Below are 21002 nucleotides of genomic sequence, written 5' to 3'. Positions count from 1 at the left end.
GAATTATCGTCCTCAGTTTTATTTCCGTACGACGGATGTTACGGGTATTGTTACGCTTCCAGAAGGGACAGAAATGGTTATGCCAGGGGATAATGTTGCGATGGATGTGTCTCTGATTGTGCCGATAGCGATGGAAGAAAAGCTTCGTTTTGCTATTCGTGAAGGTGGTCGTACTGTTGGTGCCGGTATCGTCTCCAAGATTATTGAATAAATAATGCTTGTTGGAAAATTTCTAAAGGTGTTTGAGTTTTGAAAGTTAGGGGTATAGCTCAGTTGGTAGAGCGGCGGTCTCCAAAACCGCAGGTCGCGGGTTCAAGTCCTGCTGCCCCTGCCAAAGGGGGATAAGGTTTTAAATATGGGGGCGGGTTTTTATGCATTTTTTACTTTTTTTTGTAGAGGGCTTGTTTTTTTGTATGTGAAACGCTATTGAATAGAAAGTAAAGAAATGCATCAGTTTGGAAGTTGGCTTTTACATTTTTCCGTATTTATTTTGTTGGATAAAGCGCAATAGGTCTAAAAGAGAGTATATAAGGCTAGAGAGTATAATGTGACGATGGTATCTAAAACGAATCCAATTGCCTTTTTGAAGCAAGTTTATGCAGAAACAGCTAAAGTGAAGTGGCCTACGCGTCGCGAGACGGTTATTTCTACTGTTATGGTTTTGTTGGTAACTGCAGTGGCTTCGGCTTTCTTTTTTATTGTGGATCAGGTTATGCATTTTGGTGTTTGGCGGGTTATTGATCTTCTGAAATATCTTTTTAGTTGAGAATGTAAGGAAGTGTGATTGTGGCGGCTCGTTGGTATATTGTTCAGGCATATTCAAATTTTGAAAAGAAAGTAGCGGAAGCTATTGACAAGGAGGCGAAGCAAAAAGGACTTGATCATCTGTTTGAAAAAATTTTTGTTCCAACGGAGCGTGTAGTAGAAGTTCGTCGTGGACGCAAAGTTGATACTGAACGGAAGTTTTTTCCTGGTTATGTTCTTGTTCGTGCTGAATTAACAGATGAGGTTTATCATCTTATTAAGAATACGCCTAAAGTGACAGGTTTTTTAGGATCGGACGCGCGTCCTGTTCCCATTTCTGATCGAGAAGTTGAACAGATTCTCAAACAAGTTCAGGAAGGGGTTGAGTCTCCAAAGTCTTCTGTGTTGTTTGAGGTTGGAGAGCAAGTTCGCGTCGCTGATGGTCCTTTTGTTTCATTTAATGGAATTGTTCAAGAGGTTGAGGAAGAGCGCTCTCGTCTTAAAGTTGAGGTGCTCATTTTTGGGCGTCCTACGCCTGTTGATTTGGAGTTTGGTCAGGTTGAAAAACTCTGATTAAATAAAAAAACTTTAATTAAGCTTAGAGTAATTTTAATTACTTTAAGGGAGGAGTGGGAGGTGATTTATGGCTTTTGTCGGCTTAATGATCCGAACCACATGGCTGCAGCGGGTAGCGAGCAAGATAAGTTGTTCGTGTACCAGTGAAATTGAAGGCAGATTATTATGGCAAAAAAAAGTATAGGTCAACTCAAGTTGCAGGTTCCTGCGGGGGCTGCTACTCCATCTCCACCGATTGGTCCGGCCCTTGGACAGCGTGGTATTAATATCATGGAATTTTGTAAGGCGTTTAATGCGGCTACACAAGAAATGGAAAAGGGAGCGCCGATTCCAGTTGTTATTACGTATTACCAAGATAAGTCGTTCACGTTTTCTCTCAAAACGCCTCCTGTATCGTTCTTTTTAAAGAAGGAAGCGCAACTGAAATCTGGTTCAAAAGAGCCTGGTAAGGTATCTATAGGCAGTATTTCTCGCGATAAAATTCGTTCGATTGCGGAATCAAAGATGAAAGATCTTAATGCGAATGACATTGAGGCAGCGATGCGTATGGTTGAAGGTTCTGCGCGCTCTATGGGCTTAGAAGTGGTGGGCTAATATTATGGCAAAAGTAGCAAAGAGAATGAAAAATATACGAAAAGATGTTGATTTTAATGAACTTTACGCTTTAAATGATGCTGTTTTAATAGTTAAGGAGCGTGCCGTTGCTAAGTTTGATGAAACAATTGAAATTTCAATGAACTTGGGTGTTGATCCTCGTCATGCTGATCAGATGGTTCGGGGTGTCGCTCATTTGCCTAACGGAACGGGACGGAATATTCGTGTTGCCGTTTTTGCTCGTGGAGACAAAGCTGAGGAAGCTAAGGCAGCAGGAGCTGATATTGTAGGTGCTGAAGATTTGTTTGAAAGTATTAATGGGGGGGTAATTAACTTTGATCGTTGTATTGCAACACCAGACATGATGCCTCTTGTTGGTCGTCTTGGTAAGATTCTTGGTCCACGGAGTTTGATGCCAAATCCAAAAGTTGGTACTGTAACCCTTGATGTTGCCGGTGCTGTCAAAGCTTCTAAAGGTGGTGCTGTTGAGTTTCGTGTTGAAAAAGCAGGTATTGTGCATGCAGGTATTGGGAAGGCTTCTTTTGGTGTTGAAAAAATCGTAGAAAATATTAAAGCCTTTGCAAGTGCGGTTATTAAAGCGAAACCGCAAGGTGCAAAGGGTGAGTATATTAAGCGTGTTGCTGTTTCTTCAACTATGGGGGTTGGTGTTAAAGTTGATCCAGCAACGGTTCGTTCAGAGTCAATATAAGCTGATTTATAATTTTTTTTGAGGTATGTAATTATAAAAATTATATTTTAAATGTCGGTTTTGGCTGGCATTTAGCTATCTAAGCTTTTTAGAGCTTAGGTTGTACCGGGAGAAATTCCGGAATATCCTGTCCGAGATTGTGGGTGATGCTTTAAGTATCTTAATCAAAAAGACCTTCATGAGACTGGGGTAAAAAACTGAGAGTTTAAAGACTTAAAGGGTTTGAGCCAAGGTTGCCTTTGAATGCTGTGCGTGAAAAGGGGACAGGATCCTCATCGGTGACATGAATATTTTATGTTATCAAAGGTAACCAACAGGTTTGTTTTAAGCAAATCTGTTAAATGGAGAGAGACAGTGAATAGAGCGGAAAAACGCGAATTTGTTACATGGCTTAACGAGGCTTTTCAAAAGTCTGGTTCTGTTGTTGTTGCACATTATTCCGGTCTGACAGTTTCACAAATGAATGATTTGCGTTCAAAAATGGGTGAAGCTGGCGGTGCCGTTAAAGTCGCCAAAAACCGTCTTGCTAAAATCGCTCTTCAGGGCACGGAATCTGAATCGATATCGGGTTTGTTTACTGGACAAACGCTTATCGCTTATTCAGAAGATCCAATCACAGCACCAAAGGTTGCTGTTGATTTTGCAAAAAGCAATGACAAATTTGTCATCCTTGGCGGTTCAATGGGTGCAACAAGTTTAACTGTAGATGCTGTGAAGTCATTGGCTTCATTGCCTTCATTAAACGAGTTGCGGGCAAAACTTGTGGGTATGATTTCTACTCCTGCCACCCGTATTGCACAGGTTGTTAATGCACCTGCAGGTCAGGTTGCACGTGTCATTGGAGCATATGCTCAGGAGGATAAGGCGGCTTAAGGCTGTTTGTATTCATGGTGATGGAAGAGCTTTAATGCTTTTCTGTTTTTTTGAATAAAAATTTTAATAATGGTTCAAATCTTTTAATTAAAGGAATTTAAAAATGGCTGATCTAGCGAAGATCGTAGAAGACCTTTCTAATCTAACCCTTTTGGAAGCTGCTGAGCTTTCTAAGTTACTTGAAGAAAAGTGGGGTGTTTCGGCTGCTGCTCCTGTAGCTGTTGCTGCTGTTGCTGGTGCTGCTGCTCCAGCTGCTGAAGAAAAAACAGAATTTGATGTTATTCTCGTTGAAGGTGGCGCGCAAAAAATTAATGTTATTAAAGAAGTTCGTGCTCTTACGGGACTTGGTCTTAAAGAAGCTAAAGATCTGGTTGAAGGAGCACCTAAGCCTATTAAAGAAGGCGCTTCTAAAGAAGAGGCAGAAAAAATTAAATCTCAGCTTGAAGCTGCTGGTGCTAAAGTTGAACTTAAATAAATTTAATTTTATCGGCGGACATTTATGTTCGCCGATTCTCTCTTTAAAAAGAGGAAAGATAATGGATACAAAACCTTTTTCCAACGGTTTAATCATAGTAATGGGAATAGGTTTGGGTTATTCATCCCTCATCATAGAGCCGAGTTAATGAAAGGCTTTTGTTGATGGGGGAGTTAACGATGCTCATTATTGGGTGTCAAGTGAACTGGTCTGCGTATGCAGATTAATGATGTAAGGCTTTCAAGGTTGGTCTACCTTGAAGAGTAAGGATCAAGGAGCGACGATGGCTCAGACTCACGCAATGATGTCTCAATTCAATGGTCGTAGGCGGGTGCGCAAGTTTTTTGGTAAGATTCCTGAAGTAGCAGAGATGCCGAATCTTATTGAGGTTCAAAAGGCATCATATGATCAGTTCCTCATGATTGAGGAACCGAAAGGTGGACGACCAGAGGAAGGTTTGCAAGCTGTTTTTAAATCGGTGTTTCCTATTTCCGATTTTTCCGGTACAGCTATGCTTGAGTTTGTTGGTTATGAATTTGATTTACCGAAATTTGATGTTGAAGAATGTCGTCAACGTGATTTAACTTATGCTGCCCCTTTAAAGGTTATATTACGTTTGATTGTTTTTGATGTTGATGAGGATACTGGTGCCAAAGATATCAAAGACATTAAAGAGCAGGGCGTTTATATGGGCGATATGCCTTTAATGACGACCAATGGTACCTTTATTGTTAATGGTACAGAGCGTGTTATTGTTTCTCAGATGCATCGTTCTCCTGGTGTTTTTTTTGATCATGATAAAGGGAAGTCCCATTCGTCGGGAAAGCTTCTTTTTGCTGCTCGTGTTATTCCGTATCATGGCTCTTGGCTGGATATTGAGTTTGATGCTAAGGACATCATTTATGCGCGTATTGATCGGCGGCGCAAGATTCCTGTAACCAGTCTTTTAATGGCATTAGGTATGGATGCGTCGGATATTTTGTCGACGTTTTATGATAAAGTGGCTTATGAGCGTGATGGAGAAGGATGGCGTGTTCCTTATTCTGTTGATCGCTTTAAAGGAATGAAGCTCATTTCTGATCTTATAGATGCAGATAGTGGTGAAGTTGTTGCGGAAGCTGGTAAAAAGCTAACAGTTCGTACTGCGAAGTCTTTGGCAGAAAAAGGTCTCAAGGCGGTTAAAGTTAGTGAAGATGATTTATTAGGGTGTTATCTTGCCGAAGATATCGTCAATTATGAGACAGGTGAGATTTACCTTGAAGCTGGGGATGAGATTGACGAAAAAGTATTAAAAGTTTTGCTTGATGTTAGTGCAGATCAAATCAATATCCTTGATATTGATCACATGAATATTGGCGCCTATATCCGCAATACTTTAAAGGTAGATAAGAATGAAAGTCGACAGGATGCATTGTTTGATATTTACCGAGTAATGCGTCCAGGTGAGCCCCCAACAATCGATACAGCGGAAGCAATGTTTAATTCATTGTTTTTTGATCCAGAGCGTTATGATCTTTCAGCAGTTGGGCGTGTGAAGATGAATTTGCGTATGGATCTTGATTGTCCAGATACAGTTCGCATTTTACGTCAAGAGGATATTCTTGCTGTTGTTAAGATGTTGGTTGAATTGCGTGATGGCCGTGGTGAAATTGATGATATTGATAATCTTGGCAATCGTCGTGTTCGTTCCGTTGGGGAGTTGATGGAAAATCAATATCGCATTGGTCTCCTTCGTATGGAGCGTGCGATAAAAGAGCGTATGTCATCGGTTGAAATTGATACAGTTATGCCGCAGGATTTGATCAATGCAAAGCCTGCAGCAGCAGCAGTTCGTGAGTTTTTTGGATCTTCACAATTGTCGCAGTTCATGGATCAAACCAATCCATTGTCGGAAATCACCCATAAGCGCCGTCTTTCTGCTCTTGGTCCAGGGGGATTGACCCGTGAGCGTGCGGGTTTTGAAGTTCGTGACGTCCATCCTACCCATTATGGTCGTATTTGTCCGATTGAAACACCAGAAGGTCCCAATATTGGTCTTATTAACTCTTTAGCAACATTTGCCCGGGTTAACAAATATGGCTTTATTGAAAGCCCCTATCGTAAAATTATTGATGGTAAAGTCACCAAAGAAGTTATTTATCTTTCAGCAATGGAAGAAGCAAAGCACTATGTTGCTCAAGCGAATTCTTCATTAGATAATGAAGGCCGTTTTATAGAAGAGTTTGTTGTTTGCCGTCATGCTGGTGAAGTTTTAATGGCGCCGCGCGATCATGTTGATTTGATGGATGTTTCACCAAAACAGTTGGTCTCAGTCGCAGCCGCGCTTATTCCTTTTTTGGAAAATGATGATGCGAATCGTGCGTTGATGGGATCGAACATGCAGCGTCAGGCCGTTCCTCTTGTACGCGCTGAAGCGCCATTTGTTGGTACGGGAATGGAATCCGTTGTTGCACGAGATTCAGGAGCTGCTGTGAGCGCAAAACGGAGTGGTGTTGTTGATCAAGTTGATGCTACCCGTATTGTTATTCGTGCAACAGAAGATTTAGATCCTTCAAAATCAGGCGTTGATATTTACCGCTTACAAAAATTTCAGCGTTCTAATCAGTCCACTTGTATTAATCAGCGTCCTCTTGTGCATGTTGGTGATCGGGTGGAAAAGGGCGATATCATTGCAGATGGTCCATCCACGGATCTTGGTGATTTGGCTCTTGGGCGGAATGTTCTTGTCGCCTTTATGCCTTGGAATGGATACAACTACGAAGATTCCATTTTGTTATCTGAGCGCATTGTTGCGGATGATGTGTTTACTTCAATTCATATTGAGGAATTTGAAGTGGCAGCACGGGATACAAAGCTTGGTCCTGAGGAAATTACGCGCGACATTCCTAATGTTGCGGAAGAAGCATTAAGAAATCTTGACGAAGCTGGCATCATTTATATTGGTGCTGAAGTTCAACCGGGTGATATTTTGGTTGGAAAGATTACACCAAAGGGTGAGAGTCCCATGACACCGGAAGAAAAGCTTCTTCGTGCAATTTTTGGTGAAAAGGCATCGGATGTTCGTGATACTTCTATGCGTATGCCTCCTGGGACGTTTGGTACTGTTGTTGAAGTTCGCGTTTTTAATCGCCATGGTGTTGAAAAAGATGAGCGTGCTATGGCAATTGAGCGTGAAGAGATTGAGCGTTTAGCAAAAGACCGTGATGATGAACAGTCGATTCTTGATCGCAATGTTTATGCACGTCTTACTGATATGTTGACAGGTAAAGTCGCTGTAGAAGGTCCAAAAGGCTTTTCAGGGAGCAAAAAGCTTGATAGTACGGTAATGGAGCATTATCCACGTTCGCAATGGTGGCAATTTGCTGTTGAAGATGCAAAGCTTCAAAATGAAATTGAAGCTTTGCGCAAGCAATATGATGAATCAAAAGAAGCATTACAACGTCGCTTTATGGATAAAGTTGAAAAGGTCCAAAGGGGTGATGAAATGCCTCCTGGTGTCATGAAAATGGTAAAGGTTTTTGTAGCTGTGAAGCGCAAAATCCAACCAGGTGATAAGATGGCGGGACGTCACGGAAATAAGGGTGTTGTTTCACGTATTCTTCCCGTGGAAGATATGCCATTTCTTGAAGATGGAACGCATGCTGATATCGTCTTGAATCCGCTTGGTGTGCCTAGTCGTATGAATGTTGGACAAATTCTTGAGACGCACCTTGGTTGGGCATGTGCGGGGATGGGCAAAAAGATTGGTGATTTGTTAGAATTATATCAAGAGACTGGTGATATACTTCCTTTACGTCAACGTATTGAAAATCTTATGCCTAATGATAATCATAATGAACCTGTGCGCCAGTATGATAATGAAAGTCTTTACAAATTGGCACTTCAGATGAAGAAAGGGGTTTCAATTGCAACGCCTGTTTTTGATGGAGCCCATGAGTCTGATATCAACATGATGCTGGAAGATGCAGGACTAGATAGTTCAGGGCAGGTTACGCTTTATGATGGTCGTACGGGAGAGCCTTTTGATCGTCCAGTAACGGTAGGGTATATTTACATGTTGAAATTGCATCATCTTGTTGATGATAAGATTCATGCACGTTCTATTGGTCCTTATTCACTTGTTACGCAGCAACCGTTGGGAGGGAAGGCACAGTTTGGTGGACAGCGCTTTGGTGAAATGGAGGTATGGGCCCTTGAAGCTTATGGTGCTGCATATACTTTGCAGGAGATGTTGACAGTAAAATCGGATGATGTCGCTGGTCGTACGAAAGTTTATGAAGCAATTGTGCGTGGTGATGATACGTTTGAAGCCGGTATACCTGAGAGCTTTAATGTATTGGTGAAAGAAATGCGTTCACTGGCTCTTAATGTAGAGCTTGATGATGCGCGTGAACTTATTGCACAGCGTGTTTTATCTGATACGGCAGAACAATAATTCAAGGAGCGCACTAGAAAAAGGTTGCGCTCTGATTATTTTAAAAGGCTCAATAACTTTATTCGGGTCGTACGGATCGTTTTTTAAAGTAAATGTCTTTAAAAGAAGATCTGTTATAAAATGAACGAGATATTACAACAGGTTCTAAGAATCTTTGAAGGAGAACAGCATGAACCACGAGGTCATGAATCTTTTCAATCCTCAAGCGCCAGCGCAGACATTTGACTCTATTCGCATTTCCATTGCGAGTCCTGAGAAAATTTTGTCCTGGTCGTATGGTGAGATTAAGAAGCCTGAGACTATTAATTATCGGACTTTTAAACCAGAGCGTGATGGTCTTTTTTGTGCACGTATATTTGGCCCGATTAAAGACTATGAATGTCTATGCGGTAAATATAAACGCATGAAATATAAGGGTATTATTTGTGAAAAATGTGGTGTGGAAGTTACTCTTTCGCGTGTACGTCGTGAGCGTATGGGGCACATTGAGCTTGCAGCACCTGTTGCGCATATATGGTTCCTTAAATCGTTACCAGGCCGTATTTCTACACTTTTAGATTTGACTTTAAAAGATATTGAGCGTGTTCTTTATTTTGAGAATTACATTGTAACCGAACCAGGGTTGACATCTCTTAAGCTCTACCAGCTTCTTTCTGAAGAAGAATATATGCTTGCTATTGATGAGTTTGGAGAAGATCAGTTTACAGCAATGATTGGCGCTGAGGCTATTTACGAGCTTTTAGCGAGTATGGAATTAGATAAGATCGCTAATGATTTGCGTCTTGAATTAGCTGAAACAACTTCAGAGTTAAAGCAGAAAAAATTGATTAAACGATTGAAGATCGTTGAAAATTTTCTTGAATCTGGGAATAAGCCAGAATGGATGATTATGAAAACAATTCCGGTTATTCCACCGGATTTACGTCCATTGGTTCCCCTTGATGGTGGACGTTTTGCAACATCAGATCTGAATGATCTTTATCGGCGTGTTATTAATCGTAATAACCGTTTGAAACGGCTGATTGAATTGCGTGCTCCTGGAATTATTGTGCGCAATGAAAAACGCATGGTGCAAGAGGCTGTTGACGCATTGTTTGATAATGGGCGGCGTGGGCGTGTGATTACGGGAGCCAATAAGCGTCCGTTAAAATCTCTTTCAGATATGTTAAAGGGGAAGCAAGGACGTTTCCGTCAAAATCTGCTTGGAAAGCGTGTTGATTACTCGGGTCGTTCTGTTATCGTGACAGGTCCTGAATTAAAATTACATCAATGTGGTCTTCCCAAGAAAATGGCCCTTGAATTATTTAAGCCCTTTATTTATGCGCGGCTTGATGCAAAAGGATATTCCTCAACAGTAAAACAAGCAAAAAAGCTTGTTGAAAAAGAGCATCCAGAAGTTTGGGATATCTTAGATGAGGTTATTCGTGAACATCCTGTTTTACTCAATCGTGCGCCAACATTGCACCGTTTGGGGATTCAAGCTTTTGAACCTATCTTAATTGAAGGCAAGGCTATCCAACTTCATCCATTGGTATGCACGGCATTTAATGCGGACTTTGATGGAGATCAGATGGCAGTTCACGTTCCACTTTCTCTTGAAGCACAGCTTGAAGCACGTGTTTTGATGATGTCGACTAATAATATTCTTCATCCAGCTAATGGTGCCCCCATTATTGTTCCATCACAGGATATGGTTCTTGGGCTTTATTATCTCTCGATTGTTTCTGAAAAAGAACCAGGTGAGGGAATGGCTTTTGCCGATATAGGTGAGCTTCATTATGCCTTGGAAAATAAGGTTGTAACGCTTCATACGAAGATTAAAGGCCGTGTTAAGAATATGGGCAAGGATGGAAAAGAAGTTGCTAAACTTTATGATACGACACCTGGTCGTTTGATTATCGGTGAGCTTTTGCCCAAAAATCCGAATATTTCATTTGATATTATCAATCAAGAAATGACAAAAAAGAATATTTCTAAAATGATTGATCATGTTTATCGCCACTGTGGACAAAAAGAGACGGTTATTTTTTGCGACCGTATTATGCAGCTTGGTTTTTCTTATGCTTGTCGTGCAGGAATTTCATTCGGTAAGGATGATATGGTTATTCCTGACAGCAAGTCACGTTTAGTTGCAGAAACAGAGGCTTTGGCTAAGGAATACGAACAGCAATATAATGATGGTTTGATTACACAAGGTGAAAAATACAATAAGGTTGTAGATGCTTGGGGTAAATGTACAGACCGTGTTGCCGATGAAATGATGAAACGAATTCAAGCCGTTGATTTTGATCCTAAAACAGGTCGTCAACGCCCCATGAATTCGATTTATATGATGTCGCATTCTGGTGCCCGTGGTTCTGCTAACCAAATGAGACAATTGGCTGGTATGCGTGGATTAATGGCAAAACCATCGGGTGAAATTATTGAAACACCGATTATTTCAAATTTTAAGGAAGGTTTAACTGTTAACGAATACTTCAACTCCACACATGGTGCGCGTAAAGGACTTGCGGATACTGCGTTAAAAACGGCGAACTCTGGTTATCTCACACGGCGTCTTGTTGATGTTGCACAGGATGCTATTATTTCAGCAGTTGATTGTGGGACAGCAAAAGGGCTTACGATGCAGCCAATTGTTGATGCAGGACAAATAGTTGCTTCTCTTGGGCAAAGAATTCTTGGTCGTACAGCCCTTGTTGATATTTTACATCCTATCTCTGGAGAGGTTATTCTTGAAGGTGGAGCGATGATTGAGGAAGCTGATGTCGCGAAGATTGAAGAAGCTGGAATTCAATCTGTTCAAATTCGTTCTGCTTTAACATGTGAAACGCGTATTGGTGTTTGTGCAAAATGCTATGGCCGTGATTTGGCGCGTGGAACACCTGTTAATCAGGGAGAAGCGGTTGGTGTTATTGCTGCTCAGTCAATTGGTGAGCCGGGAACGCAGCTTACTATGCGCACTTTCCACTTAGGAGGAACTGCGCAGGTTGTTGATTCATCGTATTTAGAGGCATCTTATGAAGGTACGGTGGAAATTCGTAACCGTAATGTGGCGCGTAACTCTGAAGGCCACTTGGTCGTTATGGGGCGTAATATGGCTATCCTTATCAAGGATGAGTTAGGAAAAGAGCGCGTTGTGCATCGTATTAGCTATGGAGCGCATATTTTTGTTGATGATGGTGATGTGGTTAAGCGTGGCCAACGTATAGCAGAATGGGATCCTTATACACGTCCAATTTTAACGGAAGTTGAAGGTTATGTGGGTTTTGAAGATATGGTTGATGGTTTATCGGTCACTGAAACAGCGGATGAATCGACGGGAATTACGAAGCGTTTGGTGATTGATTGGCGTGCTAATCCACGTGGTGCGGAGCTTAAACCAGCTATTATTATCCAGGCAGATAAAGAAGGTGAATCCATTGCTAAATTGTATAAGGGAGGTGAAGCCCGTTATATGATGTCAGTGGAAACTATTCTTTCTGTTGAGCTTGGTGCGCATGTTAAAGCTGGTGATGTTATCGCTCGTCTGCCAATGGAAAGTGCCAAAACGAAAGATATTACAGGTGGTCTACCACGTGTGGCAGAGCTTTTTGAAGCGCGTCGTCCAAAGGATCATGCGATTATTGCTGAAGTGAGTGGTACAATTCGATTTGGCCGTGGTTATAAGAATAAGCGTCGTATTATCATTGAACCAAATGATGAAACTCTTGAGGCAGTAGAATATTTGATTCCAAAAGGTAAGTTGTTTCACTTTCAAGAAGGCGATCAAATTGAAAAGGGTGATTATATCCTTGATGGTAATCCAGCCCCTCATGATATCTTAGCGATTAAGGGTGTTGAAGCTTTGGCATCTTACCTTGTTAATGAGATTCAGGAGGTTTATCGTTTGCAAGGGGTTCTTATCAATGACAAGCACATTGAAGTGATTGTTCGTCAAATGTTGCAAAAGGTTGAAATTACTGATTCTGGAGATTCTGGTTATATTCCAGGTGATAATGTTGATCGTATTGAACTTGATGAAATCAATGATAATTTGATTGCAGAAGGGAAAAAACCAGCATCTGGTAATCCCATTCTTCTTGGAATTACAAAAGCTTCTCTTCAAACGCCTTCTTTCATTTCGGCGGCATCGTTTCAGGAAACAACGCGTGTTCTGACCGAAGCAGCGGTTTCTGGTAAAATTGATACTTTACAAGGACTTAAAGAGAACGTTATTGTCGGTCGTCTTATTCCTGCTGGTACAGGGGGAACGATTTCTCAAATTCGTCGTATTGCAGCAGTTCGTGATGATTTGATTGTAGATGAGCAGCGTAAGTCTAGTAATAACGAAGTAGCCAAGGCTATGTTGACAAATATGACAGCTGAAGCCGTTGCTGAATAATTTAAAGCAACGTCACGTAATATAAAAACGTCTGAATAGGGAAGTTCAGACGTTTTTATATCTCAAAATATAGAAGTTATATATTTTTCTGAAAAATATAATAATAAAAATTATAAGCTGGCAGTCGTTTCAAATATTCTTAGCCATTTATTATTTTGTAGTGATGCTTATCTTTTTGTTTCTTCATTTTAAAGTTTTCTTATTTCTGAAGGCGATATTGAATTTTTTTTAAGATATGTGAAGCCTAAAAGCCATATCCCAAGGACAAAGAGAGGACTCTCTACAAGTGAAATAACAATTGATTTCGAATTTTGAAAAAATTCTTAATTTATATCTTCTATAAAGATTTAAAAGATCTTATAACAAAAGATCAGTAGTCTTTTCTGTAATCTAAAAAAATAGTTTTTTTTTTCGCTGTATAATATTTGTATGATAAGAATATATGTCTTTATATTTTAGAGTGCAGAAAATTAGAAAATAGAGTGCTTGCCTCAAGTGTTATAGAAAATAGACATAGTTTCTTATAACAATGTATTTTATGAAGACAGAATGATAAAATGTACGAATATTATTCAATTGGAGAATTGACGCGTGAATTTTCAATAACAGCTCGGACTTTGCGTTATTATGAAGAAGAGGGACTTCTTATTCCTTTTCGGCGTGGGACTACACGACTTTATACACAAACGGATCGTCATAAGTTAAAACAAATACTGCGTGCTAAAAGAGTTAAATTTTCATTGTCTGAAATATCTGATATGTTGGCTATGGTTGGAAAACCACCTGATGATGAGAAAAAGCTTAAGAAATTAATTGCAGGAATTCGTAAAAAACGAGCTGATTTAAAAAAGATGCAGCATGATATTGATGATCTTTTACAGGATTTAGAACGAATTGAGGAAGATTTTTTTGAAAGCTTAGCAGAGTTGGGGGTTACGCGTTGATGATGAAATGTATTTCATCTACTTTTAGACAAATTTCTTTCTCTTGAAGAGAGAGGTTGTGCTATCCTGATGGATGGGTGGTCTTTAACACTGCGTGAAATGTGTAAGTTATTTAAAGAAATAAAGCGTGCGAAAAAAGCAGCAAGATATTTTCACAGTGTATTGTCCTTAATAAGTAAAAAATATTTTTCATAAAGAAAGTAAAGACAATGGCATTTTCTCCCATGAGTATTTTTCAATCTATTTTGTCGCGAAAGTCAATTCGCGCTTTTACTGACCGGCCAGTTAGTTTTGAAACAATCAAAGAAATCTTAAAACTTGCAGCACGTGCACCATCTGGAACAAATATTCAGCCATGGCAAGTAATTGTGCTTAGGGGAAGTGTATTACAAAAAGTGGGGCAAGAGCTTTCACAACTTGTGCTTTCAGGTGTAAAAGGTGAGCGTGAATATCAGTATTATCCACGTCAGTGGCGTGAGCCTTATCTTTCAAGGCGTCGCAAAGTTGGTTTGGACCTTTATCAGAGTCTTGGAATTCAAAAAGATGATGAAGAAAAAATGCTTCATCAAAAGGCGCGAAATTTTTTATTTTTCGATGCACCTGTAGGACTCTTGTTTACAATGGATCACGACATGGAGATGGGGAGTTGGCTTGATTTGGGTATGTTTATGCAGACTATTATGTTAGCAGCACGTGGATTTGGATTAGATACTTGCCCCCAAGCAGCTTTTGCTGATTATCATAAACAGATTTGTACACTTTTATCGATCCCTTCTGATCGCCATATTATTTGTGGTATGGCACTTGGTTATCGCGATATGAATGCTCCAGAAAACAATTTTGAGACAGAACGAGAACCGTTAGAAAGTTTTGTCCGTTTCATTGAAGCATATCCATAAAATATTTTGTATAATTAAACATATATTTTGAAGAGCTTGGTGCATTATAAGAAATATTTTCGGTAAGAATCCCACATTCTTATTGAATTATAGTATTGCATATTAACGCTTATTTTACTACGTTTACGAAGTTAAGAAAGTGATGACTCTATGAGCATTGTCCATTTTAAAGGTTGACTGTGGAAAGCACTATAGAAAAAAGGTGTTGGGTGGTAGCAAGACGAGCAACAATCCTATTTATTGCTATCATTTTTTTAGTTTATCTCGCAATTTGATTTTAAATGGAATAAGCAATAAAAAGCGTATGCTCAAACCATACTAGAGTTTTGAGGTGATGCGTGTTTTTATCTGTTTTTGAACTTTTTAAAATTGGAATTGGTCCTTCTAGCTCACATACGATGGGGCCGATGACGGCTGCTAATATGTTTTTGCAAAAGATAAGAGATTTTTCTCAGTCATCTGGTATTCAAGTTTCTCGTATACGTGTTTATCTTTATGGTTCTTTAGCTTTCACGGGGATTGGTCATGCGACAGATAAGGCTATTATACTAGGACTTTTAGGAGAAAAAGCTTCTACTGTTGATCCTGATAATATGGAATTTTTGTTAGAAAAAGTTATACGTGAAAAAAAAGTCCAACCAGAAGATCATCCCGCTTATCAGTTTGATTTGCAACGTGATCTTATTTTTGAACGAAAAGAAATCTTACCTGGACATACGAATGGCCTCGCCTTTGAAGGACTTGATACGGTTGAGAATGTTCTATTGCGGCAGATTTATTATTCTATCGGTGGTGGCTTTGTTGTGACTGAGGATGAATTAAGCCATATGAATGGTGATATACAACCAGAATCATTTGAGGTGCCATATCCCTTTGATTCGGCGCGTACAATGTTATCAATGGCAGAAAAATCAGGACTTTCAATTGCTGAAATGAAGCGCTTAAATGAAGAAATAAAGATAGAGCGTTCTTCTCTGGATGCAGGGCTTGATGAAATTTTTTCAGTGATGACAAATTGCATTGATAGAGGTCTTTCACAAGAAGGTGAGTTGCCAGGTGGATTGCGTGTTCTAAGGCGTGCTAAAAAACTGCATGAAACGCTTTTGGAAAATCAAAAGAAAAATTACAATTATCCACTTTGGGCAAACGATTGGCTTTCGGTATATGCTATGGCAGTCAATGAAGAAAATGCAGCAGGTGGTCGTGTTGTTACAGCACCAACAAATGGGGCAGCTGGTGTTATTCCCGCAGTTTTGCGTTACTATCTTCAGTTTAATGATAATTCAGATCAAGAGGGAATACATAATTTTCTATTGACAGCAGCAGCTATTGGCGGTGTTATCAAACATAATGCCTCTATTTCTGGTGCAGAAGTTGGGTGTCAAGGTGAAGTTGGAACGGCATCTTCGATGGCCGCAGCGGGGTTGACTGCAGCGTTAGGTGGAACACCGGCTCAAATTGAAAATGCTGCGGAAATAGCGCTTGAGCATCATTTGGGAATGACGTGTGATCCGGTTGCAGGTCTTGTACAAGTTCCTTGTATTGAGCGTAATGCAATGGGGGCAGTTAAGGCAGTCACGGCTTCTTCTCTTGCATTATATGGTAATGGAGAACATTTTGTTTCTCTTGATGCTTGTATAGAAACAATGCGTCAGACGGGCCATGATATGAGTGAACGCTATAAAGAAACAAGTAAAGGTGGTCTCGCAGTTAATGCAATATCTTGTTAAGAGTTGGAATATTTTTCAATCTATACTGGCTCTTGAGAGAGGCAGCACATTGTTATTCCTAGCCTGTCTTCTATCTATTGAGTATAATTTTTATTCATAAAATTAACTTCGTTAGGTCACTGATGTTACCATTAATAATAATATTGCAATGCGTAGCTACTATGAATTTTTTATCCTCTCTTCTGTATCTGTATATTGTATACTTAAAACGTTCGTTTTAGACGGGCTTTTTAAGTCTCAAAATGACGAACTTCATTCAACAAATTCATCAGAGAAAAAATGGCTTCTAAAGCAGACTTTTTTTAATTTGATGAGAGGCTTACCGTCTTTCAAAATCTCTGTACACTCATCAAGATCATGATCTCAAAGCCGTGCTTTTGGGAACTAACAATCCTTTGGTTTTTAGGGTAAAGGCCCTTCCGTTGGAGAGTCTAACGGCGACTTTGATCCAGAATCAAACGAATTGTTTTATCCTTATAACGCAGCTCGCCGAAAACATGATGAGATAAAAATACCTCTATTGGAAACAAATTTAGCCCTAGAATGCGTTTTATAAAACAAACCAATTTCTGTCTCTATATACATTAAAACAAAACCTCTCTCAAAGAGCTTTTAAAAAGCAAATAGAATATTTTTAACTCTCAAAAATCATTTTCAAAAAAACATCACCCCCCAAAAATTTGTGACTGAGTGCATTTTTCCATTCCTTTCATTTTTGAAAAATCCCCAATGCACATTCATGCTCTCCTGAAAAATGTCTTTCTTTAAAAGATTTTTTAAAGGTGCAATGATACGTTTTAAAATAAAACGTAATTTGGGGGTGCAAAACCCATATCGAAAAAACGATAATTTCTCCATTTTAGCACCATAAGAAACTCCTTAAAATATCATGATTTCGAAACCGCGCGAGAACGTAAAAACAAACCGTTTGGTATCTTTGGTCAAGGACGACGTTAAGCGCCTCCGTAGGGGGGGATTGGTTCTAAGAACCAAAGGATTGTTATCCTTTCGATAAATGCGGATCTGAGACCGTGATGTTGGTGAGCGTACAGAGAATTTGAGAGGCGGTAGCATCTCATTTCATTGGTTTATGGACGAACGAAGTACGTACGGGTTCTTTTAAATAATCTTCAAGATCTATTTGATTATCGATATCAATTTATAGAGATTTACGGTTTTCGTATATACTAATACCAGCAGTTTTAATGCGGTTTTTAAAATTTTCTTTAATAACCATTTTATGGTTTTTTGTATTACTCTTCCAGTCAAAGTTTGGATTGAGGCGATAAGATCTATTAATACCAATACGAGAAGCTTCCAAAAGGATATCCTATGAGTCTTTTTCACTGCGATTAAAATCATGCCTAATAATAGCAATTCTTTGAGTGAATTCCGTTTGATTGACGACGAGTAGATTTTTAAAATCAAAACAAGAAGCTAGAATGAAAAACACTTTGAGATTATACCCGTTTAAATCACTTTCTGCCATATAGTTATTGGATGTTGAGCCATTGCTCCCCATTCTTTTCCAAAAGCATTTTGTCTTTATAAGAAACGAAGTAAAGCTTATATCGTTTTTGTTGCTTATAAACCGAAACTCAAATTAAATTCAGCAGTATACTCGATATAAATTTGAGACGGGTTCGTGCTTTCTGAACGAGTAGTAGCTTTTTTCTGCATAATTGGTAGGAGAGTGTTGCTTATATCTGTTTGATTTGTCTGTGAAATGAAAAAATAGTCGAATGGAGAAAAATATAAAAAAGCATGAAATAATGCGTAATCTTAATTATTTAAAGAATATTGCTTTAGATATTTTTGAAATCGGTAAAGCTGAATTAAAAGGAGATGCAAGGTTTGGGATCGGTTTTCACTTATAAAACTTCATATTTTTCCAAAATGAGGCTGTCTGCTTGTTTTGGAGATTGTACAATCAGGTATGAAAAATACCTTTTTTCCATCTAACATACGGAAGTTTGGATTGTTCGTATAGCTACTGATGCGATTTAATCTTTGTCTCAAACATGCGGTTGCTAAGGATTGGATGTTGATTTATAGGTAATAGAAAAAGCACAGGCTTTCTTAGGAAGAACAACTCCATAAAATACAAAGTTTACCAGCAAAAAAATGAAGAGAAGAACCTGCTTTTTACAAAAAAACTTTGTGAAAAAACAACCATAATGCATTTTATTTTGTGTTTTTTATTCTTACAAGTATTCACACATATCCATTGGGTTATATTTGTGACAATCAGATTGAAGATGATTCATGGATAATTCCTACTGAAGATATAAAAAATCGATGAAATGCTAAAGAAGAATTTTGTGTATCTTTATCATTAGAAGCAATCCAAATAATTTAAAAAGTCTATTGTATCTCTAAAAAGGATTTTTTTCATCGATTCATCATTGTCCTATTTGACTTGCTGCTATGTTAAGGCATATGCAAAAAATAAATGAAAATCTTATGGAAATTGTATCATGATATTTAATTTGATAATTTCTTTTACATTTTTTGATTGATGGTATTTATATTTTCAAATTTTCTTTGTCTGTTGAAAGAAATAAAAGGACTTAGATTATTTTACAGCGCTTATGTTATAGGGAGAATCGTTATTAAGAGGGATTTTCTTTATTGCACTTTTACAATATCCTCTAAAGTAATAAGCTTTTATTTCATGGAGGGGGCATTTTTTTCCAGAAAGATATCGAAGATAATTTTTGATATTATATCAAAAAGTGGAAAAATATTTGGCATTTTTTGTGTTCTTAAGAAATAGTTTTATTTGAATCTTAAAGACGTTTGCTGGAATAGTTAGAATAGCCGTTAGAACAATTTCGACGACTTAAGAAAGAAGTATATTTATCAAAGGACTTTCTAAGAGTGTAGATAATGGTATAATAGTAAAATAATTTTTTAGAAAGGTTTGTAGAATTAACTATTTGTTGCTCCTAGATGAATTTTAATAGGCACATTACCAGTTTGACTCGCAACGCGTAAATGGATGCGTACAGGCGGCATTATAAGACGACGATTGCGCATTGTTTGGCAAATGAGAAGGTTAACAAGAGACCGTGTGTCTAAGGCAGTTGAATTATATTTCAAACCAGTAAGTTTTGCTGCAGCATCGTGAAAAGAACGCAATGAAAGGAGGGATGATTGCTTCAATAAAAATTTTTTTTCATGGAATGAAGCAAAAGCATTATCTGTCATAATACTATCCTAACGCAAAATTCAAAAACTCTTAGTAGGCTACAGTATAGCAGTTAAAATTTGCTTTCTTTAATGTAGAACACGCATCAAATGCAGCTTTTTTTGATTGAAATCCTGTAAATCGAGCTCGATAATAACGCTGCCCATTTTTTTCAAACAGTTGCATATGTGAAGAGGCGTTCTTTAAAATAGAAAAAGATGTATTTTTTGCTTTTAAAAGCAGAGTTTTTGCTTGTTCTTCACTGGGAAGAGAGCCAATTTGTATAGCCCATCCGGTATTTGTGGAAAAAGAAGCAGTTACAACTTTATCAGTTTCAACGAGTGTAGCTTTTTGAGGGTTAGGTATTGGGACAATCACTTTATTTACAGCAGCTATTGCGATATTGGAATTTTTCGGTTGTTCTGCAAATGCTGTCAACATAGTCGAAATTTCATCATCAAAATTGCTTGAATTAGCTTTAATGGTCGGTATAGGAGTCTTTGCGCCAGTAGGTAAGTGATAGTGTACAGAGGCTATTAAACGTTCCCCACTTTTCATTTGGGCTGCTTTTGGTAAATATTGATTTAATAAGCTCGCCATATGCTCGTCACGTGCGGTAGACGATTTACCTCCCATAACAACAGCGACAATAGAACGGCCCTCAAGACGCATCGAAGTTGCTAAATTAGAACCTGACATTTGTGTGTATCCTGTTTTAATTCCATCGACACCTTTCATTATTTTAACGAGTTTGTTGTGGCTGTTAATCGTATGTCCACGGAAATTAAAACTTTTTATTTTAAACAATTTATATTGTTTTGGAAAATGTTTACGTATGGCTAATGACAAAGTGGCTATATCTCGTGCCGTAGAATAATTACGCACATCCGGAAGTCCTGAAGCGTTTGCGAAATGTGTATATTTCATGCCAAGTTTACGAGCTTTTGCTGTCATCATTTGAGCGAATTTTTTTTCACTCCCTCCAAGATATTCTGCAATGGCGGTAGCGACATCATTTGCGGATCTTGTTATGAGTGCTTTAGCTGCTGCTTCTGCAGAAATTGTTTGGCCTGCTTTAAATCCAATTTTTGTCGGTGGACGTGTTGCTGCATAATGTGAAACAGGAATTGGTGTATTGGGTGTCACACGGCGCATCTGCATAGCTTCAAAGAGTAGGTACAATGTCATTACTTTTGTTAAAGAAGCAGGATAACGTTTTAGCGTTGCATTGGCTTGAAAGAGAGTTTTTCCCGTAGTGGCATCTATAACAATAGCTGCATACTTATCAGGATAGGCTCCTTGAGGTGTTGCTGATGCCCAACAATAAGAAAAAGCTAACATAACGAAAGAAATTGCTATTTTTTTATAACAGCGCATAATTTTTTGATCGTTAATACACACTTGTAGTTATCCTATTTCTCCATTTACTCTGAAAAACTTCTATAAAGATTC

The 21002-nt window shown here is 38.7% G+C and carries 14 protein-coding genes, 1 tRNA gene and 1 pseudogene; 13 read left to right on the top strand and 3 right to left on the bottom strand.

Going from position 1 to position 21002, the window contains the following annotated elements; all coding sequences use genetic code 11:
* From tuf to CEV08_RS05070, 13 genes and pseudogenes are all read left to right on the top strand, one after another.
* Window positions 1–211 (top strand): annotated as a pseudogene (tuf, locus tag CEV08_RS05130) (elongation factor Tu); the annotation flags it as partial.
* Between the two features lie 47 nt (window positions 212–258).
* Window positions 259–334: transfer RNA gene (locus CEV08_RS05125), tRNA-Trp, on the top strand.
* A gap of 219 nt (window positions 335–553) precedes the next feature.
* On the top strand, window positions 554–766 hold the full coding sequence (gene secE, locus CEV08_RS05120; protein ID WP_100130648.1) for a preprotein translocase subunit SecE: 213 nt from the start codon (window positions 554–556) through the stop codon (window positions 764–766).
* 20 nt (window positions 767–786) lie between these two features.
* Complete coding sequence (gene nusG / locus CEV08_RS05115) at window positions 787–1317, top strand: transcription termination/antitermination protein NusG (protein WP_005773664.1); 531 nt, start codon at window positions 787–789, stop codon at window positions 1315–1317.
* Window positions 1318–1485: 168 nt separating this feature from the next.
* Window positions 1486–1914 carry a 50S ribosomal protein L11 gene (rplK, locus tag CEV08_RS05110; RefSeq protein WP_100130647.1) on the top strand — a complete coding sequence of 143 codons (429 nt, stop codon included), beginning with the start codon at window positions 1486–1488 and terminating at the stop codon, window positions 1912–1914.
* 4 nt (window positions 1915–1918) lie between these two features.
* Window positions 1919–2623 (top strand): 50S ribosomal protein L1, encoded by a 705-nt coding sequence (gene rplA / locus CEV08_RS05105; RefSeq protein ID WP_100130646.1) that lies wholly within the window; start codon window positions 1919–1921, stop codon window positions 2621–2623.
* A 354-nt stretch (window positions 2624–2977) separates the two neighbouring features.
* Window positions 2978–3496, top strand: a complete 519-nt coding sequence (gene rplJ, locus CEV08_RS05100) for a 50S ribosomal protein L10 (protein WP_100130645.1) — start codon at window positions 2978–2980, stop codon at window positions 3494–3496.
* A 103-nt stretch (window positions 3497–3599) separates the two neighbouring features.
* Window positions 3600–3971, top strand: a complete 372-nt coding sequence (gene rplL / locus CEV08_RS05095; protein ID WP_012231477.1) for a 50S ribosomal protein L7/L12 — start codon at window positions 3600–3602, stop codon at window positions 3969–3971.
* Between the two features lie 283 nt (window positions 3972–4254).
* Window positions 4255–8406: a DNA-directed RNA polymerase subunit beta gene (gene rpoB / locus CEV08_RS05090; protein ID WP_100130644.1), complete on the top strand. Its 4152-nt coding sequence runs from the start codon at window positions 4255–4257 to the stop codon at window positions 8404–8406.
* Window positions 8407–8575: 169 nt separating this feature from the next.
* Window positions 8576–12787 carry a DNA-directed RNA polymerase subunit beta' gene (gene rpoC, locus CEV08_RS05085; RefSeq protein ID WP_100130643.1) on the top strand — a complete coding sequence of 1404 codons (4212 nt, stop codon included), beginning with the start codon at window positions 8576–8578 and terminating at the stop codon, window positions 12785–12787.
* Window positions 12788–13344: 557 nt separating this feature from the next.
* Window positions 13345–13731, top strand: coding sequence for a MerR family transcriptional regulator (locus tag CEV08_RS05080; RefSeq protein ID WP_100130642.1), 387 nt, complete (start codon window positions 13345–13347; stop codon window positions 13729–13731).
* A gap of 209 nt (window positions 13732–13940) precedes the next feature.
* Window positions 13941–14630 carry a nitroreductase gene (locus tag CEV08_RS05075; protein ID WP_100130641.1) on the top strand — a complete coding sequence of 230 codons (690 nt, stop codon included), beginning with the start codon at window positions 13941–13943 and terminating at the stop codon, window positions 14628–14630.
* A 338-nt stretch (window positions 14631–14968) separates the two neighbouring features.
* Window positions 14969–16360, top strand: a complete 1392-nt coding sequence (locus tag CEV08_RS05070) for an L-serine ammonia-lyase (protein ID WP_100130640.1) — start codon at window positions 14969–14971, stop codon at window positions 16358–16360.
* A gap of 1159 nt (window positions 16361–17519) precedes the next feature.
* On the opposite strand, the gene CEV08_RS09945 is transcribed toward CEV08_RS05070, so the two are convergent.
* The 3 genes from CEV08_RS09945 to CEV08_RS05050 form a co-directional block, all read right to left on the bottom strand.
* Complete coding sequence (locus CEV08_RS09945) at window positions 17520–17681, bottom strand: hypothetical protein (RefSeq protein WP_245407042.1); 162 nt, start codon at window positions 17679–17681, stop codon at window positions 17520–17522.
* 1610 nt (window positions 17682–19291) lie between these two features.
* Window positions 19292–19570: a hypothetical protein gene (locus tag CEV08_RS05055; RefSeq protein ID WP_100130638.1), complete on the bottom strand. Its 279-nt coding sequence runs from the start codon at window positions 19568–19570 to the stop codon at window positions 19292–19294.
* Window positions 19571–19601: 31 nt separating this feature from the next.
* Window positions 19602–20951: a D-alanyl-D-alanine carboxypeptidase gene (locus tag CEV08_RS05050; protein ID WP_100130637.1), complete on the bottom strand. Its 1350-nt coding sequence runs from the start codon at window positions 20949–20951 to the stop codon at window positions 19602–19604.
* Window positions 20952–21002 lie beyond the last annotated feature (51 nt).

Source organism: Bartonella tribocorum, assembly GCF_002778015.1.
In the GTDB taxonomy this organism is placed as follows: domain Bacteria; phylum Pseudomonadota; class Alphaproteobacteria; order Rhizobiales; family Rhizobiaceae; genus Bartonella; species Bartonella tribocorum_B.
The sequence above is the reverse complement of the archived record's forward strand: the minus strand, read 5'-3'. Positions and strand labels throughout refer to the sequence as shown.